Source organism: Massilia endophytica (assembly GCF_021165955.1).
Classification (GTDB): Bacteria; Pseudomonadota; Gammaproteobacteria; order Burkholderiales; family Burkholderiaceae_D; genus Rugamonas; species Rugamonas endophytica.
Map to the genome: position 1 here is coordinate 707,319 of NZ_CP088952.1, position 22,978 is coordinate 730,296.

Genomic DNA, 22,978 nt, shown 5'->3' on the forward strand with positions numbered 1-22,978 from the left:
TTCTGCCTTGGCTATGCCGCGCATTTCTTGTCAACCTGTCATTCCGCGCCTGCTGGCGCTGCTGCTGTCCGCCTGTGCGGCAGCGGGCGGCGCGCAGGCGGCGGAGCTGGGCGAGGTGACGGTGCGCTCCTTCATCGGGCAGGCCCTCGTGGCGGATATCGAGCTGACCGACCTGAGCCAGCAGGATCTGGCCGACCTCCAGGTGCGCCTCGCCAGGCCGGACGTGTTCCAGGGCGCGGGCGTCAGCCTGCCGCCAGCCCTGCAGGGCATGAGCGTGTCCGTGGTGAGCAAGGGGCAGAAGCGGTATCTGCACCTGACTTCGTCCAGGCCGGTGGAGGGGGAGGTGGCCCATCTCTTCTTCGAGCTGGGCAGCGGAGGGCGTTATGTCGTGCGCGGCGCCACGCTGTGGTTCGCGCCGGACCCTTCGCCGCCCGCCAAGGTGGCCGAGGAGCCGGTCGCCACGCCGGTGACGACCGTGCTGCCGCCAGCGGCCAGGCTGCCTGCCGCGCCGCCAGCCAGTGCGCCGGTGGTTCGCCCTGCCGTGGCCAAGCCTGCGGCTGTCGCCCAGTTCTCCACGTCGCCCCAGCCCGCAGCCAAGGCCAGCAAGACCGATGCCGAATTGATGAAGCAGGTGGAGCGCGCGTTCGCGGCGGGACCCAAGGCGCCGCCAGCTCCCGCCCCGGCTACCGCTGCTCCGTCCCCTGTGGCGGCCAGGACTGCCCCGGCTGTGGCGCCAAAGCCTGCCACGCCTGCGGCGCAGTCATCTCCCGCGCCCGTCGCGAAGCCTGCGGTCACGGTGCCGCAAGCCGCCAAGGCGCCCGCAGTGAGCGCGAAACCCGCGCCGCAAGCTGCTGCACCGGCGGTCAGCAAACCGGCTGCCGCGTCGCAAGCTGCCGCTGCGCCCAAAGCGCCAGCCGCCCAGCCACCGGCCGCAGCCAAGCCGCCTGCGACCGCCCCGGCGACGCCTGCCGCCCAGCCACCGGCCGCGGCCAAACCGCCTGTGACCATCCCGGCGACGCCTGTCGCCCAGCCACCGGTTGTGGCCAAAGCGGCTGCGAGCGTCGCTGCGACGGCTGCCGCCGCCAGCGCCAGGACGCAACCCGCGGCTGGGGCCAAGCCCGCCGCCAGCGCATCGGCGGCGCCTGCCGGATCCGCTCCCGCTGCTGGCCCGAAGCCAGCCGCCGTGGCACAGGCTGCCTCAACCGCCGGGAAGCCCGCCACCGTGGTCCCGGCCACCCCTGCTGCCGCGAAGCCTGCGGCATCGGCTCCGGCTGCGGCCGCCAAACTTGCGGCGTCAGCGGCTGTTGCGCCAACGGCAGTTGCAAAGCCCCCGGTCACCGCGCCAGCCAGTCCGGCCGCGGCCGCGAAGCCCACTGCACCAGCCGCCGCCGCTCCGGCAAAGCCTGTCAATCCCGCTGCGCCCGCGCCAGCTTCGCCCGCGGTTGCGGCAACGGCCAAACCGGCCGCCTCGCCACCCGCGCCGAACGAGACCAATGCTGCCATCGCGAGAAAGCTGGCTGAGCTGGAAGGGAAGATCAAGATTCTGCAGGCCGAAGTGAAATCCGCTTTCACTCCTGCGCCGAAAGCACCGGCGCCCGCGGATACGCCGAAAACGCAGGCCGATGCCAAGCCCATGCAGGCCGTCCCGGCCAAACAGGACATCAAAGCGTCCCCGGCTGCCAGCGCGCCCAAGGCTGTGGCGCCGTCCAAGGCTGGGCAGGCAGCGAAACCGCCCGCCGAGCACGGCGCAGGCACCGCCTACAACAAGGCGGTCGAAAACATGCTGCGCGATGTGCGTACCAAGCCTATCGACGCGGCCGCATCGGCTTCCCTGGATGCGAGGCCGCTGCCCAAGGACCAGCAGAAGCCTGCGGGGCGTACTGCTTCGGGCGTCATCAAGGATGCCCGGTCGGCCGGAGCGAAGCAGGCTGCCAGCGCGGCGCCCGCGGCTCCCAAGCCGGAAGCGGCAAAGCCTGCCGTGCCGGATGCCCCGAAGGAGAAGCGCATGTCGCGTCCGCGCATGGTCACCATGATTGCGGTGGGCAGTATCGCCCTCCTGCTGGTGATCGGTGTGAGTGTGCACTTCGTGCGCCGCTACCGCGAGAAGCTGGCCGCGGCGCCATTGAAGATCTGGCAGAGCTGGCGCAAAAAGCCGGTGGAGGACGAGGCCTTCGCTCCGGTAGACGAGCCGGAGAAGCCCCTGCTGGCGGTCAACCAATAAAAAAGCGCCCCGCAGGGCGCTTTTTTCATTCAGGAAGGCGCTCAGGCCATCCAGGGTTCGGTCACGTCGCGGATGGCGCGGTCGTTGGCCATGATCTGTTTCAGCAGGGCGATCTTGCGGGCGCGGGCATCGCCTTCCAGGGCAGGCACACCGCTCATCACTGCCACGGAGGCTGCGGCGCACTGGTTTTCCATGCGGTCCAGGCCGGTCCAGTTGCCCGATTGCGCGGCGGCGACCATCTTATTGGTCAAACCGGCAATATTTTCATACATCGAGAGCACTTCGTTCGAGGTCATGGCTGGGTCCTGAAAACGTAAATGGAGTACCGCTTGTCTGGATTTACGTCAGGCCGCCGGAGAACTTTAGGGTTTTCTGAAAATATTTTTGATTTTTTTTGAGTTGCAGAAAAAACAAGGCCGCTGCGGCCCAGTGCAGGGCGGCAGCGGCCGGGATGGCGCTTGGGAATTACTTGACCAGTTCGTCCAGACCGGCGGCCAGTTCTTCCGGCGACGGCATTTCGTCGATCAGCACGCCGTCTTCCAGGCCCAGGGCTTCCGCCACTTCGGTCGGGTAGCAGGCTTCGATCTCTTCGTCCGTCAGCTTGGCCTCGACCACGCGGGCGCGCCATGCGGCGAGGTGGACCACGGCAGCCAGGCGGTTGAAGGGCTCATGCTCCAGCGGGGCAGGGAAGGCCTTGATGGCGTCCGAGAAGGTGGACGGGAACTTCCAGCGCGCGGCCAGTTCGGCGCCCACATCCGGGAAGCCGTAGCCCAGCGAGGCCATTTCGGCGTCCAGGCGGCGCGCGTCCAGCGGGCCGGCAATCTTGTCCAGCTGCATGGCTTGCTCAGGCATGGCGGAATGGATCACCAGCTGGCCGATGGCGTGCATCATGCCGATGGTGAAGGCCAGGTCGGTGTTGTCTCGGGTCTTCTTGGCGATCCATTTGGCGCCCACTGCGGTGTGCAGGCTGTAGCGCCAGAATTGTTTCAGGTCGAGGCCGGGAACGGTCTTGAAGCCGCTCACCAGGCCGGAGGAAATCACCAGCGTGCGCACGGTCACGAAGCCGAGCATCAGAACGGCATCTTCCACGGTGCCGATGCTGCGCGACACGTGGTAGTAGGCGGAGTTGGCCAGGCGCAGCAGCTTGGCGCTCAGCACGGGGTCCGTCGAAACCTTCTTGGCAATATCCTCGGTGGAGACACTGGCCTTGTCGAAGCTGCTGATCAATTCTTCAACAACCTTCGGCGCGGTAGGCAAGGCCGTGGGGTTCTGGAACAGTGCCTCTAACTTCATTCTGCATCTCCTTCAGTTTTCGTAGTTAGGTATTGCTGTAGATGAACTATATAGGGATTCTCCTGCGGAAAGAAGTAGTTTCTGGCCCCCGCGTGGTATCCCCGCACTGCATTCCCCGAAACTTGCAGCCTGTCCTCCAAAAATGCAGTCCATCGCATTCGCGCGACTGTTGGCGGCGGGCGGGTTTACATTCCATGCTGGCAATCTACGCCAATAACTTATAACCACTACAAGGGACCTCATATGCAATCACGCATGCATGCACCACGCTGGACCGTCCTCAAGACCGCGCTGACCGTGGCCTTGTGCGGCGCCTCGCTGGCCCTGACCCCGGCTTTTGCCGATCAGGCAACTCCAGCGGCCCAGGCGGCAATGAAAGTCGCGCCGGGCGAGGACTTCTACGGCTACGCCAACGGCGACTGGCTGAGCAAGACCGAAATCCCCGCCGACCGCGGCAGCTGGGGCTCGGGCGCTGCACTGGCCGAAGAGACCAACCAGCGCATCGTGAAACTCGTGGAGGCAGCGGCCAGCGCACCGGCAGGCAGCGATGCCCGCAAAGCCGCCGACGTATATACCTCCTTCATGGACGAAGCGGGCATCGAAACCCAGGGCACCGCCGCGCTGCAAGCCGAACTGAAAAAGATTGCCGCCATCCGCGACAAGGCAGGCCTGACCCGTGCACTGGGCGGCAGCCTGCGCGCGGACGTGGACCCGCTGAACTCGACCAACTTCTTCACCGAGAACCTGTTCGGCCTGTGGATTGCCCAGGGCCTCACCGACCCCGACCACTACACCCCGTATCTGCTGCAGGGCGGCCTGGGCATGCCCGACCGCGCCTACTACCTGGAAGAGGGCGAGCGCATGGGGCGCCTGCGCACCGCCTACCAGGCGCATATCGCCGCCGTGCTGAAGCTGGCGGGCTACACCGAGCCGGAACTGCGCGCCGCGCGCGTGTTCGAACTGGAGCGCAAGATCGCCCAGGCCCATGGCAGCCGCGAAGACTCGGCCGACATCCAGAAGGCGAACAACCCCTGGAGCGACAAGGACTTCGCCGCCAAGGCGCCGGGCATGGACTGGAAGCTGTTCTTCCAGAGCGCCGGCCTGGGCAAGCAGAAGAAGTTCATCGTCTACCATCCGAACGCGATCAAGGGCGCCGCGGCGCTGGTCGCCGAGATGCCGCTGCAAACCTGGCAGGACTGGATGGCCTTCCACACCGTGAACCACTTCAGCCCTTACCTGCCGAAGGCCTTCGTGGACCAGCGCTTCGAGTTCTACAGCCGCACCCTGAACGGCACGCCGCAGCTGTCCGCCCGCTGGAAGCGCGGCCTGAGCGCCGTCAACAGCGCCATGCCGGAAGCAGTGGGCAAGCTCTATGTGGAGCGCTACTTCCCGCCTGAGAACAAGGCGCGCGTGCAGAAGATGGTGGCCAACATCGTCGACGCTTTCCACAAGCGCATCGACCAGCTGGACTGGATGGCCGCGCCCACCAAGAAGGAAGCGCATGCCAAGCTCAGCACCCTGTATGTGGGCGTGGGCTATCCCGAAAAGTGGACTTCCTACAAGGGCCTCGAGATCAAGCAGGGCGACGTGTTCGGCAACGCGCTGCGCGCCGAGAAGTTCCACCTGAAGCAGGAACTGGCCAAGCTGGGCAGCAAGGTCGACTCGAAGGAATGGTCGATGCCGCCGCAGCTGGTGAATGCAGTGAACATGCCAATGCAGAACGCGCTGAACTTCCCGGCCGCGATCCTGCAGCCGCCTTACTTCGATCCGAAGGCTTCGGATGCGATGAACTACGGCGCCATCGGCTCCATCATCGGCCACGAAATCAGCCACAGCTTCGACGACCAGGGCGCCCAGTTCGACTCCAAGGGCCGCCTGCGCGACTGGTGGACTGCGGCGGACAGCGAGCACTTCAAGAAAGCGGCCGCATCGCTGGTGGCGCAGTACGACGCCTATGAAGCCTTCCCCGACCTGAAGCTCAACGGCCAGCTGACCCTGAGCGAAAACCTGGCCGACCTGGCAGGCCTGGCCGCGGCACTGGATGCCTACCACGCATCCACGGGCAAGGCCATGAGCATGGACGGCGACCGCGAGTTCTTCCAGGGCTTCGCACAGAGCTGGCGCAACAAGTCGCGCGAGGCTTCCCTGCGCAACCAGGTGAAGACCGACGGGCACTCGCCGGCCCAATGGCGTACCTACACCGTGCGCAACCTGGACTCCTGGTATAAGGCCTTCGACGTTCAGCCTGGCCAGAAGCTGTACCTGCCGCCGGAGCAGCGCGTCCGCGTCTGGTAAGGGCGCTGTGACGAGGGGGCAGCCGGGCGCTGCCCCTTTTTTTATGTGTTAACCGGCGTACGGATGGAGCGCTCCTGCTGGCCTATAGTTTCCTTCAAGCGCACACGCTCCGTGTGTGTCCGTGCAATGAAACTTGAAAAGGAGCACATCATGAACCGCGATCAAGTCAAAGGCAAGGCCAAGGAAATCGGCGGCAAGATTCAGGAAGAGGCTGGCGAACTGGTGGGCAGCTCGAAGCAGCAGGTCAAAGGCCTGAAGAACCAGGCTGAAGGCAAGCTGCAGAAGAAAGTGGGCGATGCCCGCGAGGCTGTGGACGACGCGCTGGACGACGATTCCACCATCGACCGCGGCAACCGCATGTAAGCTGCGCCCGCCGCAAACAAAAACAGCCGCATCGAGCGGCTGTTTTTTCGTCTGTCGTCCGAATCAGTTCGATTCAGGCTTCAGGTGCTTGCGGAAGAAGGCGTCGATGGTCGTCTGCACGTGCTTGCGCTGCAGGCGGTTGGCCACGCCGTGCTTGGCGCCCGGGTAAGTCATCAGTTCGAACTGCACGCCGCGGTTCACCAGCGCATCGATCATCTTGGTGCTGTTGGTGAAGAGGACGTTGTCGTCCGCCATGCCATGGATGAGCAGCAGTTTCGACTTCAGGCCGTCCACGTGGTAGAACACGTTGCTCTGCTTGTAGCCTTCCACGTTCTCGGAAGGCATGCCCATGAACTGTTCGGTGTAGTGGGTGTCGTACAGCTTCCAGTCGGTGACGGGAGCGCCCGATACGCCAGCGGCGATCTTGTCCGAACCCTGGGACAGCAGGCGCAGCGCCATGAAGCCGCCGTAGCTCCAGCCGTACACGCCGATGCGCTTGGCGTCCACGAAGCTCTGCTTGCCCAGCCAGTCGATACCGGCCAGCTGGTCTTCCACTTCCACCTTGCCCAGGTTGTGGTAGATGGCGTCCGTGAAGGCGCGTTCGCGGCGGCCGGAGCCGCGGTTATCCAGGCGGAAGACCACATAGCCCTGCTGCGCCATGTACTGGTCGAAGGTGTCGCCCCACTTGCGCGTCACGTGCTGGGCGTGCGGGCCGCCGTAGGTGGACAGGTAGACGGGGTACTTCTTCGACGCGTCGAACTTGTAAGGCTTGATCATCGAGTAGTACAGGGTCTGGCCGTCCTTGGCCTTCATGGTGCCGTATTCGGTCGGCAGGTGGTCGGACTTGTATTTGTAGTAGGGGTGGGAGGCGTCCACCTCGTTGTGCGCCAGCCAGGTCACCATTTCGCCGTCTGGACGGCGGATGCTGATCTGCGGCGGGTTGGCCGGATCGGACCAGCTGTCCACGAACAGCGCGCCGTTCGGAGCGAAGGAGGCGTCGTGCCAGCCGTCGGCCTGGGTAATGCGCTTCGGCTTGTCGGCATTGCTGCCGTCGATGTTCAGCACGTAGACCTGTTTGTCGGTCACGGCATCCTTGTTCGAGGCCACGTAGACCTTGCCCGCCTTTTCATCCAGCGCCAGCAGGTTGTCGATGCCCCATGCGCCCTTCGAGATCGGGTGCAGCACCTTGCCGTTCATGTCGAACATGTAGAGGTGGTTGTAGCCGCTGCGCTCGGAGGACCAGATGAAGCCCTTGCCGCTGGAGAGGAAGCGCAGGTCGTCGTTCAGGGTGGTCCAGGTCTGGGCGGTTTCGGTGACCAGCACCTTCTGCGCCATCGAGGCCACGTCCACCGAGATCAGCTCCAGCTTCTTCTGGTCGCGCGTCTGGCGCTGGAAGACCAGGGCCTTCGCGTTTGGCGTCCAGTCGGTGCGCACCAGGTAGATGTCCTTGTTCGGGCCCAGGTCGATATTGCGGATCTCGCCGGTGACAGGCGACACGATGTGCAGGCCCACGATGGCGTTCGGATCGCCCGCGGCGGGATAGCGCTGCTCCACCACGTCCGTGCGGTCGGCATAGATTTCGAAGCGGCGCGCCACGGGCACCTGCGCTTCGTCGTAGCTGCGGTAGGCAATGGCCGAATCGTCCGGCGCCCAGTAGTAGCCGGTGCGCTGGCCCATCTCTTCCTGCGCCACGAACTCGGCTTCGCCGTTATGCACGGTGCCCTTGCCGTCGGTGGTGAGCTGGCGCTCCTTGCCGGTGGCCAGGTCGATCACGTACAGGTTCTGGTCGCGCACGAAGGAGACGTATTTGCCCTTCGGCGAAATCTTCGGGTCGATCACGTTGCCGGAAGCGACCAGGCGCGCGGTGTCCGGCTTGGACAGGTCCACCAGGTACAGGTTGCCGGCCAGCGGAACCAGCAGCTGCTTGCCGTCCGGCGACCAGCTGTAGCTGATGATGCCCTTCAGGCTGGCGGTACGCTCGCGCTCTCGGCGCGCCTTCTCGGCGTCGGACAGGTTCTCTTCCGGCACCAGGACCTTCGAGTCCACCAGGCGGCGGGTGCTCTTGTCCTTCATGTTGAATTCCCACAGGTCCAGCTGGAACTGGTTGTCGTCGCGGCCACGCAGGAAGGTCACGCGGGCGCCGTCAGGCGAGACTTTCAGGGCGCGGACACCGGCGCCGGAAAGGGATTGATCGGAGTACATACGGTCGAGCGTCAGGCGTTCGGCCGAAGCGGAACCAGCAGTCAGCAGGGCAAGGAAACTGAGAATGAAGCGCATGGAAGTGTCCGGTGAGTTTTCGATGGTTGATTAACGAACCGCAAGACAATACCAGACTCTTCCGTCGCTGACGACCCATCAATCTTCGGAATTGATAGGGGTCAGGCCAACTTTCCTTCGGTGTGCAAGCGCGACATCGACACCCGGTGCAGCAGCAGCGTGAGCAGGATGGCGGCAATCGTCAGGCCGAGCACAAGGCCGATCCAGAAGCCGGTGGCGGCCATCGGCACGGCGGGCCCAACGGGCAGCCATTGCGGCGCGAGGCCGAGAATGCAGCCTGCGGGCAGGGCGAAGCCCCAGAAGGCCAGCAGCTGCACCACCATGGGCTCGCGCGTCACCTTGTAGCCGCGGATGGCGCAGGAGGTGGCGACCTGAGTGGCGTCCGAGAGCTGGAAGAGGGCGGCGAACAGCAGCAGGTGGGCGCACAGCTCCTGCACCGCCGGATCGGAAGTGTAGGCCGCCGCGATCTGGTAGCGGAAGGCCGCGATGCCGAGGGCCGAGAGAATGGCGAAGGCCAGCGACATGCTCACGCCCACCCAGGAGGCAAAGCGCGCCCGCGCCGGATTGCCTTCACCCAGCGCCTGGCCGACGCGCGTGATCATGCCGATGCCGAAGCTGAGCGGCACCATGAACACCAGCGAAGAGAAGTTCAGCGCGATCTGGTGCGCCGACACGGTCACCACGCCGAAGCGCGCCACCAGCAGGCTCACCGCGCCGAAGACGCTCACCTCCGCAAAGTAGGTAATGCCGATGGGCAGGCCGAGCCTGAGCATGCTGCGGATCTCGGGCCAGTGCGGCCATTCCCAGTGCGTGAAGGGGAAAGTCTGGCGGTAGGCGGGAGCGATATGAATCCACACGATCATTGCCAGAAGGTCGATCCACACCACGGTGGCGGTGGCCACGGCGCAGCCAAGCGCGCCCAGTTTCGGCATGCCGAGATTACCGAAGATAAGCAGCCAGTTGACGACAACGTTCACCGCAAGGCCCAGCAGCGCGATCACCATCACGGGCTTGGTCTGGTTGATGCTGGCGCTGTAGCCGTACAGCGCGCGGTAGGCCGCGAAGGGAATGAGGCCGATGCTGATGATGTGCACGAACATGGACGCCCGCGCATTCACTTCGGGCGCGAGATAGAGATGGTCGAACAGCAGCGTGGCCAGGTTGGCCGCGATGGCCGAAATCACGCCCACGCCCAGCCCTTTCCACAGCGCCTGGCGCACCGTGTGCGGGATGGTGCCGAAGGCGCCCGCACCCACTTCGTGCGCCACCACCGTATTCACGGCCATCATGATGCCGTTCACGGTGACCAGGATGATGGACCACACGGAGGCGCCCAGCGACACGGCCGCCAGCTCGGCGGCGCTGGTGTGGCCCGTCATCGCCACGTCCGCGACGCCCATGCCCACCGTGGCCAGCTGGCCGATCAGCACCGGCCACGCGAGCTTCCACAGCGCGGCGGATTCTTTGCGAAGGTTGGGCAGGGTGAAGGTGTGCGGCATTGGCTGAGTGTGCGGGGGGAAAGCCTGTCATTCTACTCAGCTTCGTAGGAATTTGTTACAAGCTGCTGTCGGCGCAGTGCAGGCAGGCCGCGTTAGAGGAAAAACAAATGGAGAACCTGAAGATGAAATACCTGATCGCCGCAGCCTTCCTGTCCACTTGCGCGCTGGCCGCCAGCGCTGGAGAACTGGCGCTGTATTCCCAGCAGGGTTTCCGCGGCAGCGAAATGGTGCTGCAGGGCGGCGCCGCCAACTTCCGCGATATCGGCTTCAACGACCGCGCGTCGAGCATGGTGGTGCGTTCCGGCACCTGGGAAGTATGCGAGCACAGGGACTTCGGCGGCTACTGCGCCATTTTCGAGCGCGGCGAGTATCCAGTGCTGGAGCGTTTCAACAACAGCATTTCCTCCGCCCGCGAAGTGCCGGGCCGCCACCGCCGCCACTGGCGCGACCGTGACCGCGACGGCTACGACGACCGCTTCGAAGGCCGCAACGAAGGCCGCTATGAGGAGCGGCGCGGCTACGGCTGGCAGCAGCGCGAAGAGCCGGTAATCCTGTTCTCCGGAACCCGTTTCGAGGGCGAGCGCGTGATGCTGCACAACGACCTGCGGACCTTGCGCGACGCCGGCTTCAACGACCGCGCGGGCTCCCTCGTCATCAACGAAGGGCAGTGGGAATTCTGCGAACACGCGGATTACCGGGGCCAGTGCGTGGTGCTGGGGCCGGGCCGCTACGCCCGCCTCGATGAGCTGAACAACCGCATATCCTCGCTGCGCCGCGTGCGCTGAAGGCGCGCGAAATCCTGTACATTGGCTCTTCAGGTGCGCCAACCCTGGAGAGCCGAACGTGGAATACAAGGACTACTACGCCACGCTGGAAGTGCCGAAGACCGCCAGCGCCGACGAGATCAAGAAAGCCTACCGCAAGCTGGTACGCAAGTACCATCCGGACGTAAGCAAGGAGCCGGATGCGGACGCGAAGACCAAGGAACTGAACGAAGCCTACGACGTGCTGGGCGACCCGGAGAAGCGGGCGGCCTATGACGAGCTGGGAAGCGCGGCCCAGTTCCGGGGCGGCCAGGGCTTCCGTCCCCCGCCGGACTGGGGCTCGGGCTTCGAATCGAGCGCCGACAACGACAGCGACTTCTTCGCCGACCTCTTCGCCCACGTGGGCGGCCGCCGCCGCAACTTCCAGATGCGGGGCGAGGACAGCCACGCCACCCTGCAGATCGGGCTGCACGACGCCTATCACGGCGCCAGCCGCACCATCACCCTGCGGGTGCCCGAGCTGAACGACCAGGGCCGCGTCATTACGCGCGAACGCACGCTCAACATCAATATCCCCAAGGGCGTGACGTCCGGACAGCAGTTGCGCCTGAACGGGCAAGGCAAACCGGGAACGGGCGGAGCGGAAGCGGGCGACCTGTACCTGGAAATCCAGTTCGCCCCGGATGCGCGCTACCGCGTGGAGGGGCGCGATGTCTACGAGACCGTGCCGGTGGCGCCCTGGGAAGCGGCGCTGGGCGGCGAGATCGAAGTCCCCACGCCCTCGGGCCGGGTGACGGTGACGGTGCCCGCCAAATCCCAGAGCGGGCGCAAGCTGCGCCTCAAAGGGCGAGGCATTCCGGCGGCGGGATCGGCGCCCGCGGGAGACCTCTACCTGCTGCTCGACATTGTGCTGCCGCCCGCCGAGACCGAGGCGGCGCGCAATCTCTACCAACAGATGGCGCGCGAGATGGCGTTCGACCCGCGCGCGGGCATGGGAGCCTGACATGAACGAGGCAATCGAAGGCGTGCTGCTGGACGAAGCGGCGCTCACCATTGAAGAACTGGCGCGCGCCTGCGCAGTGGACCCCGGCTGGGTGGTGCACCGGGTACAGACCGGCATCCTGCTGAGCGGCGCGGGCGGCGAGCCGGAAGCCTGGCGTTTTACCAGCGTGGACCTGGTGCGGGCCAGGGCATTGTTGCGCGTGGAGCGCGACTTTGACGCCAGCGAAGAGGTGGCGGCGCTGATCGTGGACCTGAGCGACGAAATCCGCCGCCTCAAGACCCGCCTCCGCGCCGCCGGCCTCCGCTACTGAGCACGAGCTCAGCTGTTAGCGGGAGGACTGGTCGTCCGGGTTGCCGCTGCGGGAGCCGCGGGCGCCGGATTGCTTGCTGCCGAGATCATCGATGTCGTGGCCCGCGTCGCGTCCCTGCTGGCCCTGCATGCCCGATTGCCGGTCGGACTGCTCACTGCCGCTCCAGCGGTCGGCCTGCTGGTTGCGCCACTTATCCGATTGCTGGCTGTTGCTGCGATGGCCCATGCCCACGCGCTCGCCGCCTTGTTCCATCGGTTCGCTGTCGGCGTCGCGCGCCGATTGCTGGCTGTCTGAACGCTGGCTGCCGCCGCGCGCGGATTGCTGGTTGCCCTGCTGGGTGCCGCTCTTGTCGTTGCCGCCCATGCCGCCCCGGCCGCTCATGCCGCTGCCGCCCGAGCCCAGATCGTTCAAGGGCCCGCCGCGCTCGCCGCCCATGCCGCCTGAGTGCTGCCCGCCGTGGCCGCCGCCCTGGCCCGATTGCTGGCTGCCCGGGCCGCCTTGCCGTTCGGATTGCTGGTTTTGGCCGGGCCCGCCCTGGCGGCTGCCCTGGTTGATGCCCTGGCCGCTCTGGCCGCCTTCGGTGCCGGACCTGCTGCCTGCCAGCCCGTCCTGCGTGCCGGCGCCGCCGATGGAGCTTTCATCCATGCTGCCATCGCTGCCTGCCGCACTGCTCTGCTGGCTCATGCCTTGCTGGCGGCTGGTACCGGGATTGTCATTGGCCTGAATACCGGCGGCGTGGTTGCCGCTCTGGGTCTTGGTGTCCTGATCGTTCGACTTGGATTGCGCCATGATGTGTCTCCTTGTCTGAAGCGCGCCGGACCGTTCCGGCAGACCTCCATGCTAGGCCGCCGCCCCTCGCACAGCCATAGGCGCACGCGCCGGCGCCCTGTAGGAACAGTCAGTAGGGCTCGGAAGGGAGTTGGAAGTCCGCCGTTACGAAGGCTTCCCGCAGCCAGGTGGTTGCGGGCCCCAGCTGCTCATCCGCACGGTGGATGACGAAGAGGGGATATTGCAGGCGCTTTGCATCCTGCAGCTTGAGCTCGACCAGGCGGCCCGCCTCGAGGTCGCGCGCGATCATGGAGAAGGGCATGTTGCCCCAGCCCAGTCCGCCCAGCAGCAGCGCATGCTTGGAGGCCACGTCGCCCAGCCGCCAGTCGCGCCGCGCCAGCACGCCGAAATCCTGGCCCTCGGTCAGAGTGCTGCGGTCCGTCACCACCAGTTGCAGATGCTCGCGCAGTACCTGCGTGGGCACGATGCCATCGATCTTCGCCAGCGGATGGCGGGGTGCGCACACCGGCACCATTTCCACATAGCCGCTGGCGTGCCGCTCCACCACTTCCGGCACGTTCAGGGCCATGCCGCTCACGCCCAGCTGGCAGCGGCGGTCCAGCACCATCTGCATCACCGTGCCCAGCGCCTCCATGTGCAGCCGCAGGGATACGGTCGGAAACTCCCGCTGGAAAGCTTCGAGCAGGTGCACCAGCACGCAGCCGGGGAACATCACATCCACCACGAGGCAGACTTCGCCCTCCAGACCCTGTCCCAGCGCCTTGGCCCGCGCGCGCATCGCGTCCACTTTCGCAGCCACCGCCCGCGCGTCGGCCAGCAGCACCTTGCCCGCCTCCGTCAGCGTGGGCTTGCGCGAGCTGCGGTCGAGCAGGGCAATGCCGAGCTGCTCTTCCAGGTTGGCGATGGTGTAGCTGATGACCGACTGCGTCCGGTGCAGGGCCCGCGCCGCATGGGCGAAACCGCCGTGGTCGATCACGGCGAGGAAGACGCGGAGCTGGTCGATGGTGGGAAGGCCGGGATCGCGCATAATCTAGAAAATCGATTGAATTGATAGAAATAAACCATATTTCATCGATAGTAAACGCGATCTATGATGCATGCAATAACCTATCTCCAAGGAGTTCATCATGGCAAACGTCCTTTACATCAACAGCAGCGTGCGCACTTCCGGCTCCCTCTCGCGCCAGCTTTCCGCCGAGTTCATCGCCAAATGGAAGGCCGCTCATCCGGCCGACACCATCGTCGAGCGCGACCTGGCCAGCCGCCCGGTGCCTCACCTGAGTGAAGAAATGATGGGCGCCTTCTTCACCCCCGCCGAGCAGCGCAACGCCGAGCAGGCGCAGACCGTCAAGCTCTCCGACGCGCTGGTGGACGAGGTGGAAGCGGCGGACATCATCGTGATCGGCGCCCCGATGTACAACTTTTCGGTGCCCAGCACGCTCAAGGCCTACATCGACCACATCGCCCGCGCGGGCCGCACCTTCAAGTACGGGCCGAACGGCGCCGAGGGCCTGCTGAAGGACAAGAAGGTGTATGTGTTCACCGCCAGCGGCGGTGTGTACAGCGAAGGCCCCGCGGCCGGTTTCGACTTCCTGGCCACCTACCTGCGCGCCGTGCTGGGCTTCCTGGGCATTACGGACATCAGCTTCATCCGCGCGGAAGGCGTGGCGATGGGCGAACAGGCCGTGGCCGACACCCTGGCCAAGACGCGCCGCTCGATCGAGGAGCTGATTGCCGCCTGAGCGCTTCCTTGGAAGGATTCCGTGGCAGCCGGTATCATTGATGCCAATGCCTGCCACGGAGTCTGCATGAAACGCAATCAGCATCTGCTCATCATCGATCCGCAAAACGATTTTTGCGATCTTCCGCCGAGCTACTGCCCCATCAATCCCGCCACTGGCCAGCCTCACGCCCCGGCCCTGCCAGTGCCGGGCGCGCATGCGGACATGCAGCGCCTTGCGGCCCTGATACGGCAAGGGCAGCGGGGCCTGGACGCGATCAGCGTCACGCTGGACTCGCACCACCGTTTCGACATCGCCCACCCCACCTTCTGGTACGCGCCGGGCGGCAAGGCCGTCTCACCCTTCACCGAAATTGCAGCGGCCGACGTGCGCGCCGGGCGCTTCACGCCGCGCGACCCATCGGCCCTGCCGCGCGCACTGGCCTATCTCGACGCTCTCGAAGCGACGGGCCGCTACCGGCTGATGGTGTGGCCCGTGCATTGCGAAATCGGCTCCTGGGGACACAACGTGCACGAGGACGTGCGCGCCGCCTACAACGCCTGGGAAGACGCGTCGCTTGGCGTGGTAACGAAGATCGGCAAAGGCTCGAATCCGTGGACCGAGCATTATTCCGCCGTGATGGCCGAAGTGCCGGACGACGCGGACCCCGGCACGCAGCTCAATCGCAAACTGATCGCCAGCCTCGCGCAGGCCAGCCGCGTCTACATCGCGGGCGAAGCGGGCAGCCACTGCGTGAAGGCCACCACGGAACATATCGCAGGCCATGTCGATCCCTCGAAGCTGGTGCTGGTCACCGATTGCATGAGCCCTGTGGCGGGCTTCGATCAGCAGTACCGGAGCTTCCTTGAGGCGATGCGGGCGCGGGGCGCGCAGGCAATGACGTCCGCGCAGGTGCTGGAGGAATTGCGATGATCCCTGTCGTGCGCAGCCTGCTGGAAACGGACCTCTACAAATTCACGATGTGGCAGGCGCTGCTCCATTCGCATCCGAACAGCTTTACCGAATACGAATTCCGCTGCCGGAACGAGACCGCCTATCCATTGGCGGAACTGAAGGCCGAAGTGGAGGAACAGCTCGACCATCTCTGCACGCTGTCCTTCCGTGAAGAGGAGCTGAACTATCTGCGTTCGCTCCGCTACATCAAGAGCGATTTCGTCGACTTCCTGACGGTGTTCCGCTTCCAGCGCAAGTTCATTACGGTGAAGGCGGAGGGCGAAAGGCTGTCCATCCATACGGCCGGTCCGCAGGTGCACGTGATGGGCTTCGAGATCTTCGTGCTCTACATCGTCAACGAGCTGTACTTCCGCCGCTTCGACCAGCAGGCCGCCTTGGCGGAAGGACGCAGGCGGCTCGACGCGAAGATCGTGCGGCTGAAGGAGTTCTCCACGCAGCCTGCGATGAAGCACCCCTTCGAACTGTCGGACTTCGGGGTGCGCCGCCGCTTCTCGTCAAGCTGGCACGACGAAGTCACGCAGCGCCTTGCGCGCGAAGTGCCGGAGTACTTCAAGGGCACATCCAATGTCTACCAGGCCTGGAAGTTCGGCATTTTCCCGATAGGGACCATGGCGCATGAATACATGCAGTCCTTCCAGGCGTTCGGCGTGCGGCTGCGCGATTTCCAGAAGGCCGCGCTGGAGGCCTGGGTGCAGGAATACCGGGGCGACCTGGGCATCGCCCTGACCGACGTTGTCGGCATGGATGCCTTCCTGGCCGATTTCGACCTCTACTTCGCAAAGCTGTTCGACGGCCTGCGCCACGATTCGGGCGATCCCATCGAATGGGGCGAAAAGGCCATTGCGCACTACGCCTCGCTGCGCATCGACCCGAACACCAAGCGCCTGGTCTTCTCCGATTCGCTCAACCTGGACAAGGCCATCCACCTCTATCGGCATTTCGCGGACCGCATCATGACCGGCTTCGGCATCGGCACCCACCTCACCAACGACATGGGACTGACTCCGCTGAACATTGTGATGAAGCTGGTGCGCTGCAATGGCCAGTCGGTGGCCAAGCTGTCCGACTCGCCGGGCAAGACCATGTCGCAGGACGAGACCTTCCTCGCCTACTTGCGGCAGGTGTTCAAGCACCCGGCAATGTAAGGTTCAGGCCTCGACACCGCCGTAGCGCAGCATGATGGTGTTGGCTTGCTCGCGCTCCATTTCCGTCGCCACGTCCACGCTCAGCAGGGCCGCGTGGCGGGGCGCGCCGTGGTCCGTGTTGTCGGCGTCGTCCGGCGTGAGCGAATCCATGATGTTCTCGACGGCGTTCACGGTGGTGGTGCCGGCGCGCGTCTCATGCAGGTTGAGCTGGACGGCGGAACCGTGGAAACCCGCAGCGAGCAAGGCGGCGCGGGCGCTCTCGGCGTCTTCGATCTGTTTGAAATTGCGGTGAATCGTGTCAGACATGGCAGCTTCTCCTTGGGGAATTGCTGCCATTGTGCTGCAAGAGTGGCAAGAATGTCGCCCGCATCAGAAGCCGGTGAGCGCGTTCGCCAGGTGCTCCACGCGCGGCGGCACGGCAAAGAAACCGCCCACCAGCGCGCGCCAGGCCGTGAAGTCCTCGCTGCCGCGGAAGTCCACCGTATGGTTCTCCAGCGTTTTCCAGCCGATGACCAGCAGATAGGTATTCTCGCGTTCAATAACGCGGTCGATGCGCATCGACAGGCAGCCTTTGGCGCGGCGGAACAGCGGTACCGCCTCGCGCACGGCCGCCTCGAATTCGGCGCTGGTGTTTGGCTTGATCTGGATTTCGGCGTGTTCGTAAATCATCTGCTCCCTTTCAGTAAGTCCAGCTATTTTGCCTGAACTTACCGAGGGAGCAGTAGAGCTGCTGAAAGTTCAGCGCGACTGGTCGCCGCGCTGGCCGGCCGGGTTGGACTGGCCGCCGCTGCGCGCCCCTTCCTGGCCGCCGCCGCTCTGGCGGTTCTGCTGGTTCTCGCGCGACAGGTTGCCCGTGTCGCGGTCCATGTCGGACAGGCGTTCGCTGTCGAGACCCTGCTGGTTCATGGCGCCGGACTGCTGGTTCGCCGAGCGCTGGCCGCCCGCGTCGGGAATGCTGGCGGAACCCTGATTGCCTGCGGCCGACTGCATTCCCCCGCCGCCGGAACGGCTCATGGAACCCATGCCGCCCAGGCCCGTTTGCAGGTCAGCCGAGCCGCCGTGCAGGTAGCCGGAATCCTCCTCCTCCGAGCCGTTTGACAGCAGGTCGACAGTGCGGCCTGCCTGCTGGCTTCGTCCCGAGCTGTCCTTGCCGACGCTGCCGGTTCCGCCCGGGCCGACGCTGCCCGCGCTGCTGGTGCCGTCCCTGGTCTGCTGTTCCAGAGGACGGCCTTTGCCATCGTTCTGCTGATTCATGATGGGATCTCCTCGATGTGAAGATGGAACTCCATCGTAAGCAGAATCGCGGGGTTGCTGTATAGGCCTGCGGTGCTACTCGATGTAGGACGACACCGCAGAGTTCCGTGCCTTCAGGAAGCCCGCCAGCAGTTGCGGATACTCCGCGCTGACAGCGTCCTTGACGGAAGCGCGCTGGCGCAGCGCCTCCCGCCAGGCCCGAAGCTTCGGGCAATCCTCGAAGTAATGGAGGCCTGCCATGCCGTCCAGCACATCGAAATAGCGGAACACGGGCGCAAAGGCCGCGTCCACCAGCGAGAAGGCATCGCCTTCGAAATAGGGCCCATCGGAGAGCTCGGCCTCCAGCTGGCGGAAGCGGCCGCGCAGCTCCTGCGCCTTCAGGCTGAGGGACGCCTGGTCGGGCGCGTTGTACAGGCCCGCGATACTGTTCAGGATAGCGGAAGCGAACTCGATCCAGCCGCGGTGCTGGGCGCGGCGCAGGGCGTCTTGCGGATGCAGCTGCGGCGCGGCCGTATCTTCGAGGTACTCGCAGATCACGGCCGATTCGAAGACCGGCTGGCGCCCGACCAGCAGCACAGGCGTTTTGCCGAGGGGCGAAACCTCCAGGAACCATCCCGGCTTGTTGGACAGGTCGATGTCGACGCGTTCGAACGGTATGCCCTTTTCGCTCAGCGCAATGGCGGCGCGCTGCACGTATGGGCAGAGTTTATGGCTGACGAGCTTCAAAGTGGGCATGTTTTGCAGTCCTTCTTGGCAGTTCAATGCGCTCATCGTACTATTGCGGCATTGCATAGAAAACAGGCACCGCTGCATACCATGACTGCAAAACCGCAATACTCAATGAATGCCAGCGATCTGGCCCTCGTGCTGGCGCTGACGCGCGGAGGCACCCTGGCCGAAGCGGGCGCCCGGCTCGGCGTGGACGCCTCGACCGCGTTCCGCTCGCTGCAGAAGATCGAACGCGGCCTGGGCACCAGGCTGTTCGCCCGCTCGCGCGCAGGCTATGCGCCTACGGAGCTGGCGCTGGCATTGGCGCAGCGCGCGGAGCAGATCGAAGCCTTGCTGGAAGACGCGCGCTCGGCCGCGCAGCTCAAGACGGAGCAGGTGGCTGGAACGGTGCGGATATCCACCACGGACACGGTGCTGCATGGCCTGGTGGCGCCAGCTCTGGGCGCGCTGCGCAAGGCGCATCCTTTGCTAAGTTACGAGCTCCATACGGGGAACGAACTGGCCAACCTTACGCGGCGCGACGCCGACATCGCCGTGCGCGCCACCATGCGCCCGCCACAGCACCTGGTGGGCAAATGCGTGGGACCGATCCGGGTGGCTTTGTACGCATCGGGAAAGGCGCGCTGGCGCCATGAAGATGCGGTCTCCGGTGCGTCGCCCTGGATCGCGCCGGACGATGCGCTGCCCGAGCACCCCTCCGTGGTTTGGCGCAAGCGCCGCCTTGCGAAGATAACGCCCACCTACCGCGTGAACAGCATCCTCTCCGTAGCGGAGCTGGTAGGGCAGGGCCTGGGAGTTGGGCTGCTGCCCGTGTTCCTGGCGCGGCGCATGCCGGGCCTGCGGCAGCTTACGGAAGAAATCGACGAATGCCGTACGGAGCTCTGGCTGCTCACCCATCCCGAGGCGCGCCACCTGAGGCGCGTCGGAACGGTGTATGAGCACCTGGCCAATCAGCTGCTGCTCGACTGAGCGCGGCGGCGCGTCAGGGCAAGCACGCCCAATCCCAGGCCCAGGAGCAGCCAGCCAGCGGGTTCGGGCACCACGAGCACCTGGCCTGGACCGCCGATGGTGGTGCTGAACTGGCCGAAGTCGGCGTTGCTGAAGCCGGTGGTGACGTAGAGGTACGTCGTGCCAGCGTAGAGCGGTCCCGCGAAGCCGGAGGTGGTAAAGGTGAGGAGGTCGTCGTTGGCGCCGATGGCATTGGCGAGCGGATTGGCCGGGTCGAAGGAATACTGGTACATGAAGATGAAGTTGTCGAAACTTGCGGTGCTGAGAAAGCTGTAGATGCCGTCCATGCTGACCTGGAAGGCCAGGATGTCGTAGGCCACTTCGGTGCCGATGCCCGACAGGACGCTGAGATCTTCCGTGGGGCGGTTGAACGTGGAGGCGCCGGTGGTGTTGCCGGTGATGGTAAAGATGTCGGCCCGGGCGGGAGGCGCCAGGGCCAGCAGCAGGACGACGGCGGAAAGGACGGCGCGCAGGCGGGCGATGCACATGATGACTCCCCTTTCGGTAATGTTTATCGTTTTGTCATTTTTGCATGCAGGAAAAACATTAATTTGAGCTGAATCGAGGAAACTGCCGGATGCGTGCGGAAGGGGATTGGGTTACAATGAAGGCCTGTCTGGGGACGACCTGGTTTCGACGTGGGTTGCGAAGCAGAACAGGGCATACCGAGGGCTGGTCACCTCGTAAATACATCCAGAAACAAACTAACTGCAAACGATAACTCGTACGCACTGGCAGCTTAATGCTGCTAGCCCTGCAGCGCCTCTTCCCTAGGGCGTGCCGGCAACGGCGGCAGGGTCATTTATAGGGAATCGCACTATGAGGGGTCACTTCAAGTAGTGCTAAATCTAAGGTGAATCGGCTATCCAAAGCGTGCTCGTCCGCGTTGTCTAGCTTAAATTAATCGGCAGAGCTAAGTATGTAGAACTGTCTGTAGAGTGCTTGCGGACGCGGGTTCGATTCCCGCCGTCTCCACCAACCAACAAAAGCCAAGGGGCCAGCTTTCGCTGGCCCCTTGGCTTTTGTTGGTTGATAGAGCCGCCGGGGACCGAATCCGCGTCCGGCCGAAGGCCGGGCGCGGGGGCGGAGCAGGGGTTTCGGCTCGCCCGCGAGCCGCCTGCGGAGCGACGCGCGCGAACGCGCGCGGCTATGAGCGGATTCGCGCGCAGCGACGGCCGCTTGCAAGCGGCCGGCTCTCCGATTCGCCCATTCACGAAATCGCTTTGCGATTTCGCGCCCGCGAAGCGAGCTCAACAGCCAAACTCAGCAGTAAATATCAAGGCATCAAGGTGAAATTGACATTAATGGGGCTCACAACGCTCACATCCACAGTCGCCACCGACTTCGTAGCATAACCTGTCGCCGATGCATCAACGCGGTACTGTGCCAATGGCGGTGTAGTCGTCGCGGTAGCGAAGGCCAAGGGAAGGGTAGCGCTATAAGCCGCGTAGCGCGGTGACGCGATGGGCAGGTTCTCAAGCGTGTATGCGCCACCGCCGATCGGCGTGAGCGTGTACTTCAGCGTCACAGTCGGACCGCCCGCAATAGTCTGCATCGCCGAAACTTGGGCCGGTTCCGTGGTGCTACCCGGAGTCAAGCTCACATTGCCGCCGATGCTGCGGCCGCCCGGAGAAAGCACCGGCGCAATCGGCGCAGCGGAAGTGCTGAGCTGAGTCATGGCGCTGGCCGTCACCGGCACGGCCCCCACCACGCTGGCGGAATAACCATCACCCGTGATCACCACATCGTAGTTCCCCGCGGGCAGGCGAGCCAGGGCAAACTCCCCCGTGGCCGGATTCGGCGTGGTGGACGCCACGATCACACCGTTCTGCTGCGCCGACACGGCCACATGGCTCGCCAGGGCCGTGGTGGACACAAAGCCGCTGATCCCGTTCAGCGTGAACGGCACCACCTTCACCACCGGTTTCAGGCTGTAGCTGCCGCTATTGCCTTTCTTGACGATGGATTTGCAGGCATCGAAATCCATCACCAGGTCTACGCGCTGGCCTGCGGCCACATCGAACTCGTTCACCAGCTTGATACCGCTTTGCAGGGCGCTCGGCGTATCGACCGGCACTTCGGAAGTGGTGCCCGACCTGACGACGGTGTTGCTGTTCGCGCCCCCGTCCAGCACCAGGCGCAGCTGGCTGTAATGGCCCGCGTTCAGCGAGGCCGTACCCAGCCCCTCCAGCGCTCCGTTATTCAGGTTGAGCAGGTTGATCTTCTTCGCGGGCGACAGGGTGATGTCGGTCCAGCCGCTGTCGGTGTCGCTGGCCGACGAGCTCTGATGGATGCGGACCTTGGAAACTGTCACGTTCACGGCATCGAAACCGCAGGCCGGCGCATCGGTCATGGACACGGCGACAGTGCCCATCTGGGCGGGCGGCGGCGTGGAGCTGCCACCGCCACCGCCGCCTCCACAGGCGGTCAGCAGGCTCGCGGTGGCGAGAAGGGAGAGGGCAGGAAGGGAGTGTTTCATGATGGACCTCTTGATATCTGTGTGGTGAGGCCATTGTCCGTTCCTGCTGGAAAATAAATGGTTAGCTGACGCACATAGTAACGGACTGTTACACAATGATGAGCTAGCCACGAGGCAGCCGCACCCAGTGCGTTGCCTCCATCATGTAAGGCGCAAAGAGGAAGTCCCGTATCGTCGCGATATGATCCTCCTGCCATTCCAGCAGCGCGAAGTGCGAAGGGATGTCCATCGCGCCGCCGCTGTCGAACACCAGCATGGCGGGCCGCCCCTCCACGGCGCCGAAGTCGAAGCGCCACTTCGTTTCCTCCGCATAGCGGGTGAAGTACAGGCCGATGCTCTTGCTGCCCGCCAGTTTCAGCTTGTTGACCAGATCGAGTTTGTGGCCATGCTTGCCTGCCGCTGATGCAGGATGCGGACCGCCAGAAGATCGCGAACTATGTCCGGCTTTTTCAAGACGGAGACTTCGACGCCATCCGCGCCCTGCTGGCGGAGGATGTCCTTCGAAGTTCTCCACCACCGTCCCTTCCGCATGCGCGCGGAGCGCCTTGATCAGGCTCTCCTGGAGCACGTCTTCGCCATCCACGGCCGATCCCGTCATGCAAGCGCAGTAGCGGTGCAGCCTTGATCTGAGCTGCTGAAGGCGAAGTTCGAAGTCCGTGATGTTCATGCTTGTCGTTGTTCGCTGTAGACCGCCCCGCCACGATGGATTCCAACTTCGCCAGCTCCAGGATTTGCGGAAAATAGGCCATCATCCGGGAATCGGCGCGCATGGCTTCAACGGCTTCCGGCGACTCCCATTCCGAGTATATCGTGACGCTGCCCCCATCGAACATAAGCGCCATGGCAAGCTTCG

The 22,978-nt window shown here is 64.7% G+C and carries 23 protein-coding genes and 1 other RNA gene; 11 read left to right on the forward strand and 13 right to left on the reverse strand.

The genetic code is table 11. The features are described from left to right. The first annotated feature begins 13 nt into the window (after positions 1-13). Positions 14-2,221 (forward strand): FimV/HubP-related protein, encoded by a 2,208-nt coding sequence (locus tag LSQ66_RS03285; RefSeq protein WP_456085739.1) that lies wholly within the window; start codon positions 14-16, stop codon positions 2,219-2,221. Between the two features lie 41 nt (positions 2,222-2,262). Here LSQ66_RS03285 and LSQ66_RS03290 read toward each other — a convergent pair whose 3' ends face one another. Further along, complete coding sequence (locus tag LSQ66_RS03290; RefSeq protein WP_231768391.1) at positions 2,263-2,517, reverse strand: flagellar protein FliT; 255 nt, start codon at positions 2,515-2,517, stop codon at positions 2,263-2,265. Positions 2,518-2,686: 169 nt separating this feature from the next. Beyond that, complete coding sequence (locus LSQ66_RS03295) at positions 2,687-3,514, reverse strand: HDOD domain-containing protein (protein WP_231768392.1); 828 nt, start codon at positions 3,512-3,514, stop codon at positions 2,687-2,689. Positions 3,515-3,769: 255 nt separating this feature from the next. On the opposite strand from LSQ66_RS03295, the gene LSQ66_RS03300 reads away from it, so the two are divergent. Further along, on the forward strand, positions 3,770-5,809 hold the full coding sequence (locus tag LSQ66_RS03300; protein ID WP_231768393.1) for a M13 family metallopeptidase: 2,040 nt from the start codon (positions 3,770-3,772) through the stop codon (positions 5,807-5,809). 150 nt (positions 5,810-5,959) lie between these two features. Further along, positions 5,960-6,172 carry a CsbD family protein gene (locus LSQ66_RS03305; protein WP_231768394.1) on the forward strand — a complete coding sequence of 71 codons (213 nt, stop codon included), beginning with the start codon at positions 5,960-5,962 and terminating at the stop codon, positions 6,170-6,172. Between the two features lie 63 nt (positions 6,173-6,235). Here LSQ66_RS03305 and LSQ66_RS03310 read toward each other — a convergent pair whose 3' ends face one another. Together LSQ66_RS03310 and LSQ66_RS03315 are read right to left on the reverse strand one after the other, a co-directional pair. After that, on the reverse strand, positions 6,236-8,449 hold the full coding sequence (locus LSQ66_RS03310) for a S9 family peptidase (protein ID WP_231768395.1): 2,214 nt from the start codon (positions 8,447-8,449) through the stop codon (positions 6,236-6,238). Positions 8,450-8,550: 101 nt separating this feature from the next. Then, a complete protein-coding gene (locus LSQ66_RS03315) occupies positions 8,551-9,948 on the reverse strand; it encodes an MATE family efflux transporter (protein ID WP_231768396.1) in 1,398 nt (465 codons plus the stop codon). A 107-nt stretch (positions 9,949-10,055) separates the two neighbouring features. Between LSQ66_RS03315 and LSQ66_RS03320 the strand changes: the two genes are divergently transcribed. The 3 genes from LSQ66_RS03320 to LSQ66_RS03330 are packed head-to-tail and all read left to right on the forward strand — an operon-like array spanning position 10,056 to position 12,025. Beyond that, positions 10,056-10,733, forward strand: a complete 678-nt coding sequence (locus tag LSQ66_RS03320; protein ID WP_231768397.1) for a beta/gamma crystallin-related protein — start codon at positions 10,056-10,058, stop codon at positions 10,731-10,733. A 58-nt stretch (positions 10,734-10,791) separates the two neighbouring features. Beyond that, positions 10,792-11,715, forward strand: coding sequence for a DnaJ C-terminal domain-containing protein (locus LSQ66_RS03325; protein ID WP_231768398.1), 924 nt, complete (start codon positions 10,792-10,794; stop codon positions 11,713-11,715). Between the two features lies 1 nt (position 11,716). Next, on the forward strand, positions 11,717-12,025 hold the full coding sequence (locus LSQ66_RS03330) for a chaperone modulator CbpM (protein ID WP_231768399.1): 309 nt from the start codon (positions 11,717-11,719) through the stop codon (positions 12,023-12,025). Between the two features lie 15 nt (positions 12,026-12,040). Here LSQ66_RS03330 and LSQ66_RS24665 read toward each other — a convergent pair whose 3' ends face one another. Together LSQ66_RS24665 and LSQ66_RS03345 are read right to left on the reverse strand one after the other, a co-directional pair. Beyond that, positions 12,041-12,814 carry a hypothetical protein gene (locus LSQ66_RS24665; RefSeq protein WP_269449138.1) on the reverse strand — a complete coding sequence of 258 codons (774 nt, stop codon included), beginning with the start codon at positions 12,812-12,814 and terminating at the stop codon, positions 12,041-12,043. 109 nt (positions 12,815-12,923) lie between these two features. Then, positions 12,924-13,841 (reverse strand): LysR family transcriptional regulator, encoded by a 918-nt coding sequence (locus tag LSQ66_RS03345; RefSeq protein ID WP_231768401.1) that lies wholly within the window; start codon positions 13,839-13,841, stop codon positions 12,924-12,926. Positions 13,842-13,941: 100 nt separating this feature from the next. Here LSQ66_RS03345 and LSQ66_RS03350 point away from each other — a divergent pair, with 100 nt between their 5' ends. From LSQ66_RS03350 to pncB, 3 genes are all read left to right on the forward strand, one after another. Next, complete coding sequence (locus LSQ66_RS03350; protein ID WP_231768402.1) at positions 13,942-14,556, forward strand: FMN-dependent NADH-azoreductase; 615 nt, start codon at positions 13,942-13,944, stop codon at positions 14,554-14,556. Positions 14,557-14,622: 66 nt separating this feature from the next. After that, complete coding sequence (locus LSQ66_RS03355) at positions 14,623-15,468, forward strand: cysteine hydrolase family protein (protein WP_231768403.1); 846 nt, start codon at positions 14,623-14,625, stop codon at positions 15,466-15,468. Next, on the forward strand, positions 15,465-16,655 hold the full coding sequence (gene pncB / locus LSQ66_RS03360) for a nicotinate phosphoribosyltransferase (protein ID WP_231768404.1): 1,191 nt from the start codon (positions 15,465-15,467) through the stop codon (positions 16,653-16,655). Before LSQ66_RS03355 ends, pncB begins: the two co-directional genes overlap by 4 nt. Positions 16,656-16,658: 3 nt before the next feature. On the opposite strand, the gene LSQ66_RS03365 is transcribed toward pncB, so the two are convergent. From LSQ66_RS03365 to LSQ66_RS03380, 4 genes are all read right to left on the reverse strand, one after another. After that, positions 16,659-16,961, reverse strand: coding sequence for a hypothetical protein (locus tag LSQ66_RS03365; protein WP_231768405.1), 303 nt, complete (start codon positions 16,959-16,961; stop codon positions 16,659-16,661). Between the two features lie 63 nt (positions 16,962-17,024). Continuing rightward, positions 17,025-17,324: an antibiotic biosynthesis monooxygenase family protein gene (locus LSQ66_RS03370; RefSeq protein WP_231768406.1), complete on the reverse strand. Its 300-nt coding sequence runs from the start codon at positions 17,322-17,324 to the stop codon at positions 17,025-17,027. Between the two features lie 69 nt (positions 17,325-17,393). Continuing rightward, on the reverse strand, positions 17,394-17,909 hold the full coding sequence (locus LSQ66_RS03375; RefSeq protein WP_231768407.1) for a hypothetical protein: 516 nt from the start codon (positions 17,907-17,909) through the stop codon (positions 17,394-17,396). A gap of 75 nt (positions 17,910-17,984) precedes the next feature. Then, the gene (locus tag LSQ66_RS03380) at positions 17,985-18,644 is read right to left on the reverse strand and encodes a glutathione S-transferase family protein (protein WP_231768408.1); all 660 of its coding nucleotides are present in this window, start codon (positions 18,642-18,644) and stop codon (positions 17,985-17,987) included. Positions 18,645-18,725: 81 nt separating this feature from the next. On the opposite strand from LSQ66_RS03380, the gene LSQ66_RS03385 reads away from it, so the two are divergent. Then, positions 18,726-19,607 (forward strand): LysR family transcriptional regulator, encoded by an 882-nt coding sequence (locus tag LSQ66_RS03385; RefSeq protein ID WP_231768409.1) that lies wholly within the window; start codon positions 18,726-18,728, stop codon positions 19,605-19,607. Here the strand turns inward: LSQ66_RS03385 and LSQ66_RS03390 are convergent. Further along, on the reverse strand, positions 19,589-20,134 hold the full coding sequence (locus LSQ66_RS03390) for a PEP-CTERM sorting domain-containing protein (RefSeq protein WP_231768410.1): 546 nt from the start codon (positions 20,132-20,134) through the stop codon (positions 19,589-19,591). The two genes, LSQ66_RS03385 and LSQ66_RS03390, sit on opposite strands and share 19 nt — an antisense overlap. A 130-nt stretch (positions 20,135-20,264) precedes the next feature. Between LSQ66_RS03390 and ssrA the strand changes: the two genes are divergently transcribed. Continuing rightward, positions 20,265-20,624: a transfer-messenger RNA gene (gene ssrA / locus LSQ66_RS03395) on the forward strand. Positions 20,625-20,922: 298 nt separating this feature from the next. On the opposite strand, the gene LSQ66_RS03400 is transcribed toward ssrA, so the two are convergent. Both LSQ66_RS03400 and LSQ66_RS03405 read right to left on the reverse strand, forming a co-directional pair. Continuing rightward, positions 20,923-22,125 carry a DUF4382 domain-containing protein gene (locus tag LSQ66_RS03400; protein WP_231768411.1) on the reverse strand — a complete coding sequence of 401 codons (1,203 nt, stop codon included), beginning with the start codon at positions 22,123-22,125 and terminating at the stop codon, positions 20,923-20,925. Positions 22,126-22,228: 103 nt separating this feature from the next. Beyond that, the gene (locus LSQ66_RS03405) at positions 22,229-22,792 is read right to left on the reverse strand and encodes a hypothetical protein (RefSeq protein ID WP_231768412.1); all 564 of its coding nucleotides are present in this window, start codon (positions 22,790-22,792) and stop codon (positions 22,229-22,231) included. Between the last annotated feature and the right edge of the window lie 186 nt (positions 22,793-22,978).